Origin of the sequence: Chryseobacterium rhizoplanae, from assembly GCF_900182655.1 — a bacterium.
GTDB lineage: Bacteria > Bacteroidota > Bacteroidia > Flavobacteriales > Weeksellaceae > Chryseobacterium > Chryseobacterium rhizoplanae.
Map to the genome: position 1 here is coordinate 87538 of NZ_FXTC01000008.1, position 19254 is coordinate 106791.

Annotated in this window: 7 protein-coding genes; 2 read left to right on the forward strand and 5 right to left on the reverse strand. The window is 38.1% G+C overall.

From position 1 onward, the window contains the following. Nucleotides 1–130: 130 nt before the first annotated feature. Together FN817_RS17100 and FN817_RS17105 are read left to right on the forward strand one after the other, a co-directional pair. Nucleotides 131–2977: a TonB-dependent receptor gene (locus tag FN817_RS17100; RefSeq protein ID WP_142718999.1), complete on the forward strand. Its 2847-nt coding sequence runs from the start codon at nucleotides 131–133 to the stop codon at nucleotides 2975–2977. Between the two features lie 19 nt (nucleotides 2978–2996). Continuing rightward, nucleotides 2997–4178: a phosphatidylinositol-specific phospholipase C domain-containing protein gene (locus tag FN817_RS17105; RefSeq protein ID WP_142719000.1), complete on the forward strand. Its 1182-nt coding sequence runs from the start codon at nucleotides 2997–2999 to the stop codon at nucleotides 4176–4178. Between the two features lie 370 nt (nucleotides 4179–4548). On the opposite strand, the gene FN817_RS17110 is transcribed toward FN817_RS17105, so the two are convergent. From FN817_RS17110 to FN817_RS17130, 5 genes are all read right to left on the reverse strand, one after another. After that, nucleotides 4549–6387 carry a class II aldolase/adducin family protein gene (locus FN817_RS17110; RefSeq protein ID WP_142719001.1) on the reverse strand — a complete coding sequence of 613 codons (1839 nt, stop codon included), beginning with the start codon at nucleotides 6385–6387 and terminating at the stop codon, nucleotides 4549–4551. A 49-nt stretch (nucleotides 6388–6436) separates the two neighbouring features. After that, complete coding sequence (locus FN817_RS17115) at nucleotides 6437–8101, reverse strand: cyclic peptide export ABC transporter (RefSeq protein ID WP_142719002.1); 1665 nt, start codon at nucleotides 8099–8101, stop codon at nucleotides 6437–6439. A 103-nt stretch (nucleotides 8102–8204) separates the two neighbouring features. Further along, nucleotides 8205–12056, reverse strand: coding sequence for a non-ribosomal peptide synthetase (locus FN817_RS17120; protein ID WP_142719003.1), 3852 nt, complete (start codon nucleotides 12054–12056; stop codon nucleotides 8205–8207). A 7-nt stretch (nucleotides 12057–12063) separates the two neighbouring features. After that, on the reverse strand, nucleotides 12064–18504 hold the full coding sequence (locus FN817_RS17125; protein WP_142719004.1) for an amino acid adenylation domain-containing protein: 6441 nt from the start codon (nucleotides 18502–18504) through the stop codon (nucleotides 12064–12066). Nucleotides 18505–18518: 14 nt separating this feature from the next. Next, nucleotides 18519–19250, reverse strand: coding sequence for an aspartate/glutamate racemase family protein (locus tag FN817_RS17130; protein ID WP_142719005.1), 732 nt, complete (start codon nucleotides 19248–19250; stop codon nucleotides 18519–18521). Between the last annotated feature and the right edge of the window lie 4 nt (nucleotides 19251–19254).

Sequence of the window (19254 nt, forward strand, 5' to 3'; positions counted from 1 at the left end):
ATTATTTAACATTAGCAACTGTTTGATTTACAATATTGTTCACCTCGAACTCAACGGAAGGAGTTGTATAAAATTTAAATGAACGAAAACTTTTGAGGGAGCTGACATCTTTGCACCAAACTTTATAAGGATGTCACGAGAAAGACTTTTTTTAACAAAAGCAGCATTTTTTCTTCTTGGGCCATTGGCCTTTGCACAAACCACCGTACACGGAACTATAGTAGACAGTCAGGGAAACCTTCCAAATGCCCTGGTTTATATTGAAAACAGCGGACAGAAGGTAACTTCCGATACCGATGGTTCCTTTGTTCTCAATAATGTGTATGACGGCAGTTATAAGCTTGTTGTAGAATATAAGGGATATGATAATGTTTATATTCCTTTCACCATTACGGATAAAAAGGAAGTAGACCTTGGATTAATTAAATTCGGAGCCAAGTTTAAAGAAAACAACCTTCAGGAAGTAGTGGTTACCAGTGTGTATAAAGCATCACAGGCGAGAGCAATTACCATGAAGAAAAATTCCAATACGATTACAGAAGTACTGTCTGCCGATGCTATCGGGAAACTGCCGGATCGTAATGCTGCAGATGCCGTACAGCGTATGCAGGGTGTTTCCATTGAAAGAGATATGGGTGAAGGACGTTTTGTAGCGGTAAGAGGAACGCCAATACAATGGACTGCTTCCACTTTGAATGGTAACAGAATGCCAAGTGCCAGCGGTGACAATGCCAACCGTGGAATTCAGATGGATATTTTCCCTTCGGAGCTTATTCAGAATGTACGTCTGTCTAAGGCTTTAACCCCCGATCTTGATGGAGATGCTATTGGCGGAAATGTGGATTTTATCACGAAAACTTCACCCAATAAAGAAACTCTGGCTATAAGTATGGCTACAGGCTATGTCAATATGTCCAAATCACCTACCTACAATACATCCATTGTCTATGGAAATAAAATTACCGATAAGCTGAAATTCATTACCTCAGCAGTGATCTGGGAACGTTCCACGGCTATTGACCAGATGAGGAATATTTATAACTATGGACTGAAAGATAAAACAGCCTCCTACTCCATCAATCAGCTTCAGCTTCGCGATTACCTTGCGAACCGACGAACTTTGGGATTCAATATAGGATTGGATTATGAGATAGACAGCAGGAATAAATTATACGCCAAAGCACTATACAGCCAGTATAAAGACGGCCAGTCCGTAAGGGAAACCTATTTTAATTTTGACAGTAAAAATGTACTTCTTCAGGCTCGTCATGCAGATTATCTTACAGATTTGTATTCTATGCAGCTGGGTGGTAATCATCAGGTGGGACAGCGTATGGAGGTCAATTGGTCCGTATCCAAGGCACGTTCTGAGTTTAAATTCAATTCTCCTGATAACCTTGATCCTCATGAAAGAGGTTATCCTATGGTCAATTTTATGCAGCCAATGACTTATGGAAATCTTTCTGCTGACGGAAGAAAATATATGGCAATGGACGCTCCGGATGGCATTGGCGATACCGGAAGATATACTCTGCCTTCTAACCAGCAGGCTATTGCAGCGGATAAACTTAAATTGAATCAGATTATTTTAAGCCAGAACCGTAATAGCGAAACAGATCTAAGAGGGCAAATTGATATTAAATATAAAGCAGCCGATAATTTTGAACTTAAATTCGGGACCAAATACAATAATAAGAATAAAATCGTCAACAGTTCTCTGCTTGTCTGGATGCCCAAATCATCATTGGGAATTCCCGGAACACCGGTAACTTATCTGAATCAGCTTGAGCGTGAAGCTTTTCAGTATAAAGGAGGTTTCATGAATCCATTGAGGAACCCTTACAACGCAGTGATCATCGATCAGATTACCAATGTGCAGATTGATCAGATGTACAATCCTGCCACACAAAACGGCTTAGGATTGATGCAGGTGAGCGGTAAAGACAGCAACTCAAATATTACAAGTTCCTACAGAGGTACTGAAAATGTTTGGGCGGCTTACCTGATGGGAACCTGGAAGATTTCAGACCAGCTTCAGGTACTGGGAGGTTTCAGAAATGAATATAATGACGTTACCTTCTGGGGCAAAAAAGTAACCTCTGATAAAGACAGTAAAACGGAAGACATTAAAGACAATAAAACTTACAATGTTGTACTTCCTATGGTAAATATGAAATGGAATATCAGCAGTGACAGAATCCTGAGACTTGCTTACACCCGCTCTTTTGCAAGACCGGACTTCAACGATCTGAATCCCGGAACCATCGTCAATGACATTACCAACACCATTACTCAGGGAAATACCAAACTGGATCCTACGTTTTCAAATAATTTTGATCTTATGTTTGAGAACTACTTCGGTAAACTGGATCTGATAACAGCCGGAGTATTCTATAAAGATATCACCAATCTTATTTACAAAGACCAGTCTGTGGTAGATCTGGCAGGAAGAACGTATACTTTTACAGCTCCAAAAAACCTTGAAGGAGCCAAACTATTTGGTTTTGAATTCGGAATATCCAAACGTTTTGAAAACCTACCCGGATTTTTGAAAAATATCGGTTTTGAAGGGAACTATACTTATATCTCTTCCAAAATGAATATGCCAGTGTACGAAAACGGCAAACAGACCGGAACAATGTCTACCACCATTCCTAATCAGGCCAAACATATTTTCAATACTATTCTGTTCTATGAAACCAGCAGGCTGATGGTGCGTGTTGCCGGAAACTACAAAGGAAATTATGTAAGCGAAATCAGAGCGGCCGCGGGGGCAGATCATTATCAGTATTTTGATAAAAACTTTACAGTAGACCTTTCCACTTCTTACAGCCTTACAAAGAAAATCCGTCTGTTTATAGAGCTTAACAATATTCTTAATGAACCCAACCGCTTTTATATGGGAACGAAAGACCGGGTAGAAAATATTTCTTATTCAGGAATGCGCGGACAGCTGGGATTCAACTTCAATTTTTAATCAAAAGTTTTTTATTCATATGAAAAAGTATATATATGGAGCTGCATTTTGTATGACAGCACTGATACAGGCACAGGATAAGTGCCAGAATCTAAGAATCAATCAGCTGCAGATTGTGGGAACTCACAATTCTTATGCCCAGCCGGCAGACCCTAAAGTACTGGACCTGGTCACTCCTATCATCAACGGAATGATGCAGAAATACAGCAGTATGATGTCTGAAGAGCAAAAAGCCAAATTTAAAGAGTACCACCCTTACGGAATGGACCTGAAAGAAGGGCTGAATTATAACCACCCTGATTTCACAGAGCAGCTCAATGCCAATCTGAGGGGCCTGGAAATAGATGTATACTATGATCCGGAAGGTAACAGATTCAGCCATCCTGCCACCTATGAGATATTAAAAGCAAAGGGAGTAACAGATCTGGCTCCTTTCAATACAAAAGGCCTGGATCAGCCTGGCTTCAAAGTACTGCATATGGCGGATATCGATTTCAGAACGCACTATCCCACTTTGAAAGATGCACTTACCGCTCTTAAAACCTGGTCTGATCAACATTCTGATCATACTCCTGTCTTCATGATGATCGAAGCCAAAGATTCCGGTTTCCCGATTCTTGAAAACAGTACAAAAGTCCTTCCTTTTGATAAAAAAGCTTATGATGATCTGGATACAGAAATTGTAAAATATCTCGGAAAAGACAAAATCATCACTCCAAAAGAGGTTCAGGGTAAATACCGTACACTCAAAGAAGCTGTAACTCACAATAACTGGCCTAAACTGAACGACAGCAAAGGAAAATTCATTTTTATGCTGCTTCCCGGAAGTGCAGGAACTTTATCTTCAAAAAACAATCCTTACCTCATAGACGGTTCATTAAAAGAAAGAGTGATGTTCCTGAACAGTGAGCCTGATGATTCTTTCGCAGGGTTTATATTACGGGATAACGCCATCGTAAGACAGAAAGAGATACAGGATTTGGTAAAGCAGGGTTTTATAGTCAGAACCAGATCAGATATTGAAACCTATGAAGCCAAAACCAACGATTTCACTCGGTCTAAGGCAGCTTTCAGCAGTGGTGCACAAGTAATCTCCACCGATTTTTTCCGCTCGGGAAATACTTATGGAACTCCTTATTTTGTACAGCCTCCGAAGGGGAAAGATTATCTTAAAAACCCTTTAAATTCTTTTTGCAAATAAATAGCAAGCCGGTTCTGCTCAGAACCGGCTTTTTAGTTTAAAATTATTTTAAAGATAAAACAGTATTCTTTTATCGTGTAAAGGTTTCTGCCTGACGACCACTCTTTACGATAATTCTGAATTTTATGAAAAGTTATTGAGTCGTCCTGAAATAAGTTGACAACTAATCGACTTATTTATGGACGGGACAAAACTTTAAACTTAAAACCCCCGATTCTCAGCTTTTTTGCTAAATTTCGGGTTTGATTTATATAAGCACACAAATCAATTCACTGATTTACAATATTTTGCACATTTAATGAATGTGCCTATATATGTTGAATAAGACAATGATACTGGTTTTGCAGGAAGTATTATAAATGGTTCATAGTTAAGTTTGTTGAATTTCGGGATATAACCGTTCTACCTTTCTCATCAAGGCATTAAACTCGACAGCGAAACCGATATCATTGCCTATCCACTCGCGGGTAATCCTAGCAGTATCCTCATCTACCAGTTTTAAATCTTGCTGTTCCAATGCCAAAATATTCAAACGACATGCCCGTTCTATAGCAACCATCCGCATGACAGCCGCCTCAATAGTATTTCCGCACGTGATAATACCATGATTACGCAATATGGCAGCATCCATTCCGTTAAGGGCCTTCGCCAGATTAAATGCATCTTGCGGATCGTTTACGGGCCCATTGTATTGTTCATACAACGCATGGTTTTCAAAAAACAAACAACAGTTTTGGTCAATCGGTTTAATTTGACGATCAAGGGCACTAAAAAGCGTACCCCATGGCGAATGTGTATGAACTATGCAATTTAGATCTGGCCAGGCCTCATGAATAGCGGCATGGATACAGAATCCAGCAACATTTACCGGATAATCCCCTTCAAGTACTTTACCCGTTTTATCCACTTTGATAAGATTTTGAGGAGTTACTTCTTCTGCGAGCAAACCGAAAGGATTCACCCAAAAGGCATCCGGCTGTCCCGGAACCCTCATCGTTATATGACCGCTAATTCCACCTTCATCCAGATTTTCAGACACCATGATACGGTAAGCTATAGCCAGCTTGTATTTTAACAGATCGTGGTCCTGATCATCAGCCGACATATTAACAAAAAACTGAGCAGTCTCCCTGCGAGTTTCTGACACCACTTCCTGGTTGGTTGGCTCTTCTTTATTCGTTTGATGATGATATGGTTCTGCCATAGCTACCATCACTTTACGATCCCCCATAAATGGATTTCTTCCGTGAGCAAATAGTACATTATCAATCATCAGCATATCACCTTTTTGCCAATCAAATATCAATTTCGTTTTTTCGTATGCACGGCGGATTTCTGTCAAATAGACATCTGGAATTGGGCTTCCGTCACCAAAGCAGCTATTTCTTGGAACATTGTCAATACCACATTGGTCAATTAAAAATTCTTGTACTCCAGGTTCCAGGTTAGAAATATGAAAAAGATGTGCCTGGTTAAACCAAACCAAATCATTGGTTTGGGTATGACGAAATATCGACTGGCAAACCTGCTTAGTGCGAAGATTTCCGTCACTTTTCCATTCATAAATTATACCTGCTTTACGGCAATAATCTTCCACCTCAGTCTTGCTTTCTGTTTGAAAAACCTCTTGCCAGGGCAAGTCGAGTTTATCGCTAAAATTGCGCACATACATCACGCCTTTGCGGATAAACTCTTCCCTAATCGAAGCATCTATCAGGTCATATACTTTACGGCTGTCACAAATAGGAGTTTGACCTCCTGTTTCTGAAGGCTGCGCACAGTAAAACCATAACTTTTGTGGCCAATGATTGCTGTACGAATGTTCGTTATGCATCGGTATAAACTGGTCTCTGGGATATTCGGTAGAGGTATATACTTTATCTGCCACCTTACTGCGGGGAGTAGAAGGCTCAGAATAATCCATCAATTCATTTGATAGTAATTGCGTGGCAGCATTAAACTCCGAATTTCCCTTTACTTCAAAACCACGAAAAAGAACTAATCCTTCTTCCGAAAATTTCTTCTCAACTAATACTTTGTTTTCTTTAATCCAGTCTTCCAAAGAGATTGACTCTGGAGCCGTATACATGGCAATATCTCCTTTATCAAGTCGCAGGGACGATGACTTTACTTCTGTGAAATCTACTAGGTTCACTGAAACAGGTTTTGTATTTAAAAGGCTTTGAAGCCCCATTTTCTTAGATATCATAAGTAGGTATATTTATTTCTGTAATTATTAACTTAGTTTAGGCAAAACTCTAGTGTGCTAAAAATTCTCTTCTTTTTAGTACAGCTTTATCTTCAATAATTTTCCCATAATCAAATTTCAGTATCCGGTCACAATGCTGAAAATAATGATCATCATGCGTGACAGCTATCACCGTTTTGCCCATATTCTTAAGGTCAACAAGAATTTTCTCGTAGAAATAAGCTCTGAATATAGGATCCTGCTCTGCAGCCCATTCATCCAGAACAAATATTTGTCGCTGCTCCATTAGGGCGTAAATTAAGGCTAAACGCTTGCTCTGCCCTTTTGATAAACCGTTACTAATTTTCTTACCCAGATCATCAATTTTCAGGATACCTTTCAATCGCATTATTTCGGTATATGCCATTAGATCTTCATTTCCCGTATGCAGCTCAAAATCGTTGTAATTCTCTTCGAACAAATAATTATTTGTAAAAATGGCAGCAAACTGATTACGATAATTGGCTTGAAGCTGCGGTGTAATGTGAGTGCCATTTAAGTAAATTGCACCGCTTGTAACTTTATATAAACCTGTTAAAAGGTTGATAAACGTACTTTTGCCACTCCCATTTCCTCCAGTTATAAAAATTACTTCACCTTTTTTAATGGTTAGATTTATTGGACCAACGATGAAGGTACTTTTCTTCAATTCATCGAAATATTTGTAGGTAACCTCATCGAATATCAGCTCATCAAAGTTTTTATTTATTTCTGTTAAATCACCATGACCAAGAACCGAATTTGATTTTACATTGATATCTGCTTCTACTTTTTCGATGCGGGTAATGGCCACTTTGATATTATTTAAGTGAGATAGTATTCCTACCAACAACGACAATGGACCCATTAAAAAAAGCACAACAATGATGAAAGGCGAATATTCCATAGCGTTCATATTTAACAATGTTGGCAATACAAACAAAACCACTCCTAAAGCAATATACCAGCTATATCTGCCGATCAGTTCATTATCCAAATAACGTATTGCGGTCTTTTGACCTATTGCCCGTGCCTCTACTCGGTTTGCTTTTAAGTATTTGTTAAATAGATTTTCATTCCGGCTGATGCTCATTTTTACCTCTTTAAAACCATTCAATAAATCCAGTAAATATTTATGGTAAGTATCCTGGAGATCCCGTACTTTATTTAGATTATTTTTAATCACGTTATTGCGGAACATATAAAATACCAGTAAACAGATCATCAAGGAAAGCATGCTGGCCCCTCCGACAGGAGAAATCCAAAACATATAACCTAAGGCACAAAAAACTAGAATAGACGAGTTAATCATAACCACCAATACTTCAGGTACCATCGCCAATACTCTTACATCATTAATAGCAGTATAAATACGCTGTGAACCAAGGTTTTGAAAATCGAAATAAGATGTAAAACGTAATTTTTCAAGGACATTTAATTCATAGTCGTACAAAATCTCCTGTGTGAGTTTTACGATATAGGTTTGAAATATTTTTGTTGAAACTATGGCGATCACCAGAGAACCGGTAAAGGTCGCCCAGCCGTAACCCGGCAAAATAGGAAAAGGTTTTTGCTGTAGTGCACTTTGAATAAACATCAGTAACACGGTCGATGTTAAACTGTTAATGATGCCCAGTAAGAGCAGTGCAAGATAAAACAGTTTGGATCGGTTTTGAAAGATTTTTAAAATAAACATGCTTGATTTTATTAATGTATGTTTTTAGTGAGGAGTACTTCATTTACAAGTCTGATAAGATTCCATCATGGCATTTGGAAGGACAAAGGTTTATTTAAATACTTCATCCTATTAATTCTTTATGGGTTGTTAAGCCCGCAATTTTCATTAAACAGCTTTTAAAAGCATATGCTAGTTTCTCAACCGTTGTTTTTCTGTATTGTTTATTGCTAAAATCAATACGCACAATAAGTTCATTATTTTCTATATAGCCGGTTATATAAAAATTATAACCATGCCTGAATTCTTTAATATTTTGTGTGTGCCCAGTTGGTTCGTTTGCCATCGGGATAGCTAGCTGATCAATATCTCTATCAAACTGACCAAAATAATTGAAGCAGATTTGCGGACTCACTTCTATTTCGGAGGTATATTGTGCAGGGGCTAAATGCTTTAAGAGTCCATATCCGATACCTTTAAATGGCACTTTATTTAACATCGCTTTTACAACCAACAATTGATTTTCAAGGTTGTCATAAAATGAACTATCTATAAAAACTGGATAAGTAGAAGTGAAATAACCAACCGTTCTGGTGATGTTAAGCTTAGTGATCTCTTCACGACCATGACCTTCCATATCCAGTAACAGTGTATTGACACTGAATACCTGCTTTACAGCCAAGCCCAACGCTGTTAATAAAACATCATTTATTTCGGTATTAAATTGCTCACTGAGGTCAAATAAAATACGTTTGGTATACTCTTCTTCCAGAGTGAATATAAATTTCTCTGAATCCTCAAGCAGGGATACTTCGGATTCAAAATCTGTGGGAATAATCTGTTTAGGTTCTCTTGCAATCCGATTCCAGTAAGGTACCTCTGAATTTAGAAAGTCGGGATGCAGAGCGTACTTCTGCAATTGCAAAGCCCAGTCTTTAAATGAATCTGTCTTAAGTGGCAATTGCAATGCCTCACCCATCTGATGTTGCTGAAATAAAGTCGTTATATCTTCAAAAATTATTCGCCAGGAAACAACATCCATTACCAGATGGTGTATCACAATTAACAGCCGATCACTATCCGAAAAACGATATAATACCAATTTCATTAAAGGTCCGGTTTCCAATTGAAAACTGGATTGAACAGTCTCGGCATGATTTTCTAATGCTTCCTTTTCATCTAATGCTTCCCGTAAATCAACCACTTCCAGAGAAAATCCATAATCGGTTCCATGATTTATTTGAGTAACTTCTGAACCGGATAAATCGAATGTTATTCTTAACGCATCATGATGATCCTGAATTTTCTTAAAAATGGATTTGATTGCAATTTCTTCGGTTCCCGAATCCAATTTAAACAATAAAGCAAAGTTGAAGTGTTCCCGAAACTTTCGCGGTGATTTAAAAAAATCATGCTGTATGGGGGTTAACGGAAATTTTCCGTTAACAAAACCTTGTGGAGCAAATTCATAAATATCTTTTGCATATATTGCCAGGCTTTCAATTGTTGGATTTGTCAATAAATCTGATACGCTAATCTGCAGGCTTTTCTGATATAATAAGGATGAAATCTGTACGGCTTTAATAGAGTCGCCACCAATTACAAAAAAATTCGCATCTACACTAATTTTATCCCTACCCAAAACCTGTGTCCATACTTTCTGGATTATTTCTTCTTTGTAATTTGAAGGTGCTTTGCATCCCGAAGTTAGAACTGCTTTATCAGGATCCGGTAATGCCTTCTTGTTTACCTTGCCGTTAGTTGTTAAAGGCAGCATCTCCAGTTGAATAAAGTACGAGGGCACCATATAATCAGGCAACTGGACAGTTAAAAACTCCCGCAACGTTTCTCCCTTTAAACTGCTAGATGATGTAAAATAGGCTACCAAGGTTTTTGATCCGGCGTCTTCTTTAACCGTAATTGATACTTCCTTAATCTGGGGATGACTAATTAAAACACATTCAATTTCAGTTAATTCAATACGATTTCCCCGGATTTTAACCTGATTATCAATACGCCCCAAATATTCAAGTTCGCCATTTGGCAACCATCTCCCCACATCACCTGTTTTATAAATTTTATAACTTTTTGATGAAAAAGGGTTGGCAATAAACTTCTCGGCAGTAAGTTCTGGTTTATTAAAATATCCCCTGGAAATACCCGCACCTCCAACTACTAACTCACCTTTTATTCCCAATGGAACAAGGTTTTCGTGCTTATCCATCAAGTAGATTTGAGTATTAATAATCGGTTTGCCTATCGTAATATCTTCCCCATTACGCACCTCCTTTACCATGCAGCCAACAGTAGCTTCAGTAGGACCATATTCATTATAAATCTTAATAGATGGATTAAGTTTTTGCAGGCATTTCACCTGCTTGGAGGTTAAGGCCTCTCCTCCAGTAATCAGGTGAGTAATATTGGTTTTTTGTAAGTTAAGATGACTTACCAGACTGATATGTGAGGGGGTTAGTTTAACTGCATTGATAGGTGTTTTAGGGTCAAATATATCCTCAAGAATAGCTGCCACCTCCATGCTGTCACGATATACAAAAAGCGTATCACCACGAAGCAAAGTGGTAAAAATGCAGGTTATGGTAAGATCGAAAGACAGAGAAGTGAACAGGGGGAAGTGTATTTCTTTTTGTCCAGAGAAATAATAATCATTTGCCCACTCAATGTAGTGGATAAAATTATCATGCTGTAACTCCACTCCTTTTGGCTTCCCGGTTGATCCGGAAGTATAAATGATGTAAGCCAGGTCTGTTTGTTTATTAATTGGAGGAGAATTCTCTGCATTTTCTTCCTCTGATAGCTGATCCACATATATAAACTCACCAGAGTAATCTGTTAAAGCCTCTGTATTTACAGATAAATCTGTTAATAGTAAAGTAGTTCGGCAATCTTCCAGTAAATACTTAATACGGTCGACGGGATAATTAACATCAATTGGCAAAAAAGCCGCACCCGACTTTAAGATGGCAATAAGTGCAATAATCATCTTCTCGGAACGTGGAAGTAAAATACCAACCGTCTGGTTCGGTTTAATTTGATAAGTATCTCTGATCTGTTTTGCCAGCTTATTTGCTTCCTGATTAAGTAAATCATAGGTCAATTTAATTTCACCGAAATCAACCGCAACTTTATCCGGATAGTATGAAGCTATCCGCTCAAAATTGTCAGGCACTGTGTTTACACTCTCAAGATTGACAGACGAGTTATTTAAATCAAATATGAGCTGCTGACGTTCTTCAGTAGGTAAAATATCTATTTCACTCACCAAGAAATTCAGATTTGAAAAGTACCCTATCATCTTATCGAAATGCATTTTTATCCGCTGGATAAACCCTTTCTCAAAATGTACGGGATTAAAAAAGACTGATAATTGTATTCCGAAAGCTGTTCTTTCAATGTTTAGGTGCAAATCATATTCAGACGCAGTTGCCGGCGGGGTCTGGTGAATGTTATCAAAACTCATCAGAATATTAGATTGAAACATTTCTGCCTGGTTTTTACCCAACAACACTCGTGGAAAGTTTTGATATCGATATGCTTCCGCAACAATTCCTTTTACTTCAATTATAAATTCTTTCAGGGTATGTGTTTGTCTGGGATGTAATACCAGCGGCGTGTAATTTTCATATTTTTCTTGAACACCATGACTTTTAAACAATGGCGTATGAATAACCACTCGGCTCTGATGGGTATATCTTTGCAGCATCAGGCCGAAAACTGTGGTTAGCACTACAAAAATTCCCGAATCGCTTTCTTTTACCAATTCAGTTAACTGATTTACCGCTGCATCACTTAATTCAAATGAGTGGACATCTATCTCGGTCTTTTGATTAAGAGTGCTGTTATTTTTCTGGCTGAAATTAAAAGTCTGCACCTCACCATCATCCACTAAAAACTGCTTCCAGAATTCATAATAAGTTTGATAACTGCTATCTGTAAACTGTGTTCTATCTATCTTCATACTCTGTTTAAAAATTGAAATTGAAAGACTCGCTGATCACATTTGTAGTCATTAAACTGGTGTGTTCAGTGCCAGATAATCGAATATCTTCAATTCTTACATCTGGGTTTTCCATAACACTTGTAAGCACTATCATTAGCCGGTCACAAAGCAATTGAATGCTTTCTGTAACGAACATATCAGTGTTGTAAACCAGACCTAGAGTTAATTGCCCATCATTTTCGAAAAACCGGAAAGAAAGATCGAATTTGCTGATCTTATTCTCTGTTTTAAATAACTGAAGCGTGATTCCGTTAAGCTCTTTAACTTCAGCTTCTATTACCATGTTTTGATATTCAATACCAACATCGAATAATGGACTGCGACTTTTGTTTCTTTCTAACTGTAGCATAGCTACCAATTCATCATATGGATAAAACTGATGCTCAAAGGCACCAAGGATAGTATTTTTAACATCTTCAAGAAGTTCATTAAAAGTTCCATTGCCATTAAAAACTGTTCGTAATGCGAGTGTATTGACATAAAAACCTATCTGGTTCTCCAGCAAATAATGATCACGACCAGAAATTGGTGTCCCAATGATAATATCTTCCTGCCCGGTATAACGATACAAAAGTGTTTTTACTATAGCTGTTAAAACCATAAAAGATGATATTCCTTTCCTATCAGCCAGCTCACGAATCTTAGAAAAAATCTGATCGGGAATAGTGTGAAAATGAACACTGCCGTTATACGTTTTTACAATCGGACGTTCGAAATCTGTTTCCAGGCTTAGCACAGGCAGTGTTCCTTTAAACTGATCTTTCCAATAGTTTTTGTGGATTTCTATATGCTGTTCATCAAGCCTGTTTTTATGCCAGTATACATAGTCTTTGTACTGAACTGCAAGCTGCGGCAATAAAATTGGCTCGTTCTTACTGTATGCACTGTAAAGCTGCGTTACTTCATTGATGATAACACCCATGGACCACGCATCAGAAATGATATGATGCATGGAAAACAGGAACAAATATTTTGCTGCATCCAGCTTTATGACTTTCACTCTTAACAACGGACCTTCTTCCAAATCGAAAGGCATTTCGACTTCTGCCAGTTTTTGCGCTTCCTCTTCTACATTCGGTAATAAACTGATGTCAAATTGCTCAACTTTAAAACCAGTCATACCAGGTTCAGAAATACGCTGACGAGGTTGTCCTTCGAATAAAACGAACGTGGTCCGTAAAACTTCATGTCGTTCAATTAGTGTCATGAACGATTTTTCGAAGGCATCTATATCCAGATCTCCGTTTATTTCATAAGCTGTCGAAATGTTGTAAGCGAGATCATTTTTATCCGCTTGGTTTACCAGCCAAAGCCGCTGTTGCGCATGGGATAATTCATAATATTCTTGGCTTTTTACCTGTGTAATCTCTTGAAAAGTTTTTTCTAATGAGCTCTCAATGATTGGTGCCATTGTTTCAATAGTTGGATAAATAAACATGTTTCTAAGCTCCATGCGTACTCCAAATTCTTTATGTATTCTACCTAATAACCGGGTTGCATTCAGCGAATGTCCTCCAATTGCAAAAAAAACATCGGTAATACTTATCTGCTCAATATTTAAAACCTGCTTCCAAATTTCAAACAGCCTGATTTCTGTTTGCGTTACCGGAGCTTTAAACGTTCTTCCTTTTACAAAATTTAAATCTTTAGGATCAGGAAGTGCTTTATGATCTACTTTACCATTGGCATTTAACGGCAGTTTTTCCAGCTGGATTAAATGAGATGGAATCATGTAATCTGGAAGAGACTCTAACAAGAAAATCCGTAAGTCCTCTGCTTTCAGTTCCACCGTACTAGTGAAATAGGCAACTAAAAATTTGTTATTCTTTTCACCTTTGGAAACTACAATTGCTTCTTTGATTAATTCATTTCGTACCAGCGCAGTATTTACTTCGCCAATTTCAACACGGAATCCCCTGATCTTTATCTGATGATCTTTCCTTCCCAAAAACTCCATATTCCAATCCGGTAACATGCGTCCTAAATCACCGGTACGATACATCATGCCCCCTAACAATTGGTTAAAAGGGTCATTTATATACGAATAAGCGGTTTTTTCCGGATCGTTTGCATAGCCCCGGGCAACACCAACGCCGCCAATAAACAGCTCACCGGGAATACCTTGCGGCACAGGGTTTAACCATTCATCCAGAATGTAGAAAAAGTTATTGTCCAAAGGTTTTCCATATGGGATGCTCGTCCAGCCTTCTTTTACTTCTTTAACAGGATAAAAGTTTGACCATACGGTACCTTCGGTTGCCCCCCCCAAACTAATTACCTCCGTTAGTGGGAAATGTTTTTTTATTCGTCCTGGCAAATCCACCGGAATCCAGTCGCCGCTCATAAACACCACCCGAAGCGAATTTTGGATATAACTGCTGTCGTCATCTTCTAATCCGGCAATAAGATGGTTCATGGAAGTGGGTACAGAATCCCAGAAGGTAATTTCTTTATCCATCATCAACCTTTTAAGTCGGGCAACATCTCTTACTTCTTCCTGCGTTGCTATAACTACCGTACCGCCAGCAGCCAGCATTCCGAAAATATCATAAACCGAGAGGTCAAAGCACATGGAAGTGATGAACAGCAAGCGGTCTTTCTTATCAACTTTATATGTTTTGTTAACCCATTCAATAAGGTTGACTGCCGAATGATGCGCTATCATAACACCTTTTGGTCTGCCGGTAGATCCGGAAGTATAAATGGTATAGGCAAGATCCTGACTGGATTTTGTTGTAAAATCTAAATTATAGTTCGAATAAGACGCAAGAATAACTGCGGAAATCACAATAAACGGCACTTTCTTAGGCAATTTATTGATAACCGGATAATGATGATCGGCAACAAATAATGTAATTGCAGAGTTTTCACAGATATAGAGCTGTCTGTCTATTGGGTAAACCGGATCAATTGGCACATAGGCACCACCGGCTTTCAGAATACCGAGCATCCCAACAAGCATGTTTAGGTTGCGGTCGGTCATGATACCCACATTATCACCATTTTGCAATCCTTTTTCCAACAAATGCCTGGCAAGCTGATTAGCTTGTTCATTCAGCTCCCGGTAAGTTAGATGTGTTTCGTTTTGTTCGGCAGCAATCCCGTTAGGATTTAGCTGAACCTGTTCTTCAAATAATTGATGAATAGTTTTTTCCTGTGAATAAGGTGTTATTGTATTGTTCCAATCGTACACAAGTGCATGCCTTTCTTCGCTGGTAAGAATATTCGCCATATTGATACTTTCTTCTGCATTAGCGGTTACACTTTGCATGAATTGATTCATGTGCTGAATCATCCGTGTGGTGCGATCACTGCTAAAAAGATCGGTATTGTACTCCAAATTAAGCGTTAAAACATCTCCCTCCTCGTAAAAATTAGCCTGCATATCGTATTTACTCAATGTGGTTTCAGGTTCCAGCCGTTCAACAGAAAGTCCAGCAAATTTATCCAGCTGTTCTTCTTTGATCGATGTATTGTGAAGAATTACAGCCACATCAAACAAGGGTGAACGGCTCATTTCACGAGCAAGTTGCAGATCTTCCACCAACCTGTCAAATGGATAAATTTGATGTTCATAAGCGCCTAGCGTGGTATCTTTTACTTTTGCCAAAAGGGCAATAAAAGAATCTGTGGGCTCAAATACGGTACGTAAAGGAAGCAGGTTTACATAAAAACCAATCTGGTCTTCCAAATCCTGATGAATACGCCCGGCTGACGGAGAACCTAAAATAAGATCTGTTTGTCCGCTGTATCTGTAAAACAACGCATACATTACTGCTAACAGACCCATGTGCAAACTGCTGCCATTTTGCTGGCACAGGGTTTTAAAATCTTTAATTAAATCCTTATCAAATGTATATGTACTGCTTGCACCATTAAAAGTTTTTAGAACAGGACGGTTCCCTTCATAAGGCAGCTCCAATATGGGTAATGATCCCCCTAATTTATCTAGCCAATATGTTTTGTGCTGCTCCAGTTTTATACCCTGTAATTGCTCAGTTTGCCAAGTAGCATAATCTTTATACTGGATTTTTAATCCCGGAAGATTTAATGAAGTTTCATTTACAATAGATTGATATATGAGCAACAGTTCTTTAATCAGAATTTCCATGGACCAGCCATCCGAAATAATATGGTGCATAGTAAAAGGCAGCATATATTGATTTTCACTTACCCTGATGATGTTTGCTTTTAATAAAGGTCCACGTTCAAAATCAAAATATGATAAAGCTATGGTAGCAGAAATCTCTAATGCTTTTGATTCTCCATTTGCATCATTTCTTAAATCCAGATACGGCAAGTTGAAATTAATCTCTTTTGCAGGATGTACACACTGTTTTATTTCATCATTCTGGATGATAAACGTAGTGCGCAAAATTTCATGCCGTTCAATTACCTTATTGAAAGCATTTTGCAATGCCTCGATATTTAATGTCCCCGTAAGGATAAACACACTCGACATATTATAAACCGCTGTATCACTTTCCAGCTGGGTTAAAATCCATAATCGTTTCTGACCTTGGGAAACCGGATAAAATTCAGCTTCTGGAATTGCCTTAATTTCTGTGGTGTCTTCTTTAGTTGATTTATCGATAAATGCAGCCAGTTCGGCAATACTTTGATAACTAAAAATAGCCCTTATACTTATTTGCGTATTAAATGCTTTAAAAACTCGGGTTACAATTTGAGTAGCTTTTATGGATGTTCCGCCTAAATTAAAGAAAGATACTTTTCTGCCGATTCGCTTTACATCCAACACCTCTTTCCAAATTTCTTCTAAGGTTTGCTCGGTTTCGTTTATAACAGCTTCATAATCGGTTTCGTTTACTAAAAAGTCTTCGGGTTTAGGTAATTCTTTTTTGTTGATTTTACCATTGCTATTTAAAGGAAACGCCTCTAGTCTGATGAAATAAGACGGAATCATATTTTCATTGAGTTCTGATACCAGTTCCTTTCTGAATGTAGCATCGTCTTTTTCAAGTCCGGTGTAGTAACAAACCATTTCGTGGAGGTTATCATTATTTTTATAACCTGTTACATAAGCTTCTTCTACACCCCATGTATCCAGAATAGACTTTCTGATTTCTTCGGGCTCTATACGAATCCCGTTTATTTTGATCTGATCATCTATCCGCCCTAAAATTTCGATGCTCCTGTCTTTCAAATACCGTCCAAAATCACCAGTTTTATAAACAATATCTTTAAAATCAGTTACCAAAGGGTTCTGAATAAAAACCTGGTTTGTTAAGTCATCATTACGATAATAGCCTTTAGTTTTATAAGGAGTGCATATGTAAATCTCACCTTTTTCGCCGATGTTACAGAGTTGTTTATTATTGTTTAAAATAGCAATAAACGTATTGGCGATGGGTTTACCGGCATGAATACCTTCTGATGGAGATAGCGGAACTTCTTTTATACGGTGAAAGGTTTTAACCATCGTTGTTTCAGACGGACCATATAAATTCACAACTTCTGTATGTTCACCAACCTGTTTTCTCCAGTTCATTATATCTTTAGCGAATAAAGGCTCACCAGCTAGCAGGAAATATTGAAGGCTTTTAAAATGCTCCTTTGTTTCAGACTGCTGCAATTCTTTTGTAATCAGTCTGAATAAAGATGGAACTGTATGGATCAATGTAATCTCCGACTGTTCTATCCACTGTATCAGCCTGGTGAAGTTAAATTTCACATCCGCTGGTGGAATGCATAAAGTACCTCCTGCACAAAGCGGAACAAAAATATCCCGAAGCGAGGCGTCAAACGTAAATTGCGTTAACTGACTCACCTTTATCTGTTCATTTAATTTAAATTCATCAATTTCCCACGTAATAAAATGACTTAAACTTTTATGACAGCCTAGAATAGGTTTGGGCTTTCCGGTTGAGCCGGATGTATAAAATATATAGTTGGCATCGTCGGGTTGAAGCACTTCATCCGGAGCAATTTGCAAATTTACCAGAGATCCAGCTCGTTTAAATTCTAGATCTGAGGCTTGCAGAACAAGAGGTTCATCTTCCCCTAATAAAATAATGTGCTGCGTTTCTGGACTAAAATTTTTGACTAAAGAAATTATATCTTCATCTAAATCGATACAGCTAATGATAATTTCGCAGGGAGACTGTTCAAAAATATCAGCAAGGCGTTTTGGTGCAAATTCAATATCAACCGGCAAGTAAATAGCTCCTGCACGGAAAACAGCAAGAATTGAGGTAACTAAATTAATGCCTGAAGGCAACACAACACCAACAATCGTATCTTTCTTTACCCCCAACTTCTTTAAAATAGACGCCAATATGATACTTTGTTTATTTAAATCGTGATACGTAATCGCTCGTTTTGCTTCTTCTATTGCAATTTTCAGCGGTGCTTGCTGCACTTTCTTTCCAAATTCAATATGAATCATTTTACTTAAAATGGTTATTGGTTATAATTCAATACTTTCTCTTTATAATAACATTCCTCTATTGCCTTCTGCGCCATCAAATCCATGGTATCTATGTAAGGAATAGGTATATCACTCTGCTGAACAGCAATGGATATCTCTGAGCACCCGCCCACAATTATTTCGGCACCACGGTCAATCAGCAATCTGACCGCATTGTGCATTTTATCAATCGTTTCCTGAGAAATAGTTGATGATTTCAGACCGTTTTTCCCGTAAACGGATTCCATAAATAGGTTTTCCTGTTCCCAGGAGTCAAGTTTAATAATCTCCTTGTCATATTGCCTTAATTCATTGTCAAACATATTAGCAGCCATGGTTCCGGTGGTTCCCAGTATTCCAATTTTTTTAAATCCTTTTTCAACAACGTACTCTCTTAATAAATGGATTGGGTTTAAAACTATGGCATCAGCATATGTTACAAACTCATCATAATAATGATAAATGGTATTGCATGCCAATAGCAACAGTTCTACACCGGATTTATTCATCAGATCAATAGAACGGATCATTTCCTTTAATGGAGATTCTTCGCCATAAACAATTGCCCTGGTGCGGTCCGGAATTTGTGAGTTGCTGTGGAGAAATACTTCCATAAACCCCTGATCATTGTTGGCAGGAGAAAGATCAATTAACTTTTGGAACAGATTAGCACCGGCTTGTGTACCCATACCACCAATAATTCCTACGCGCTTTTTACTTATCATCAAA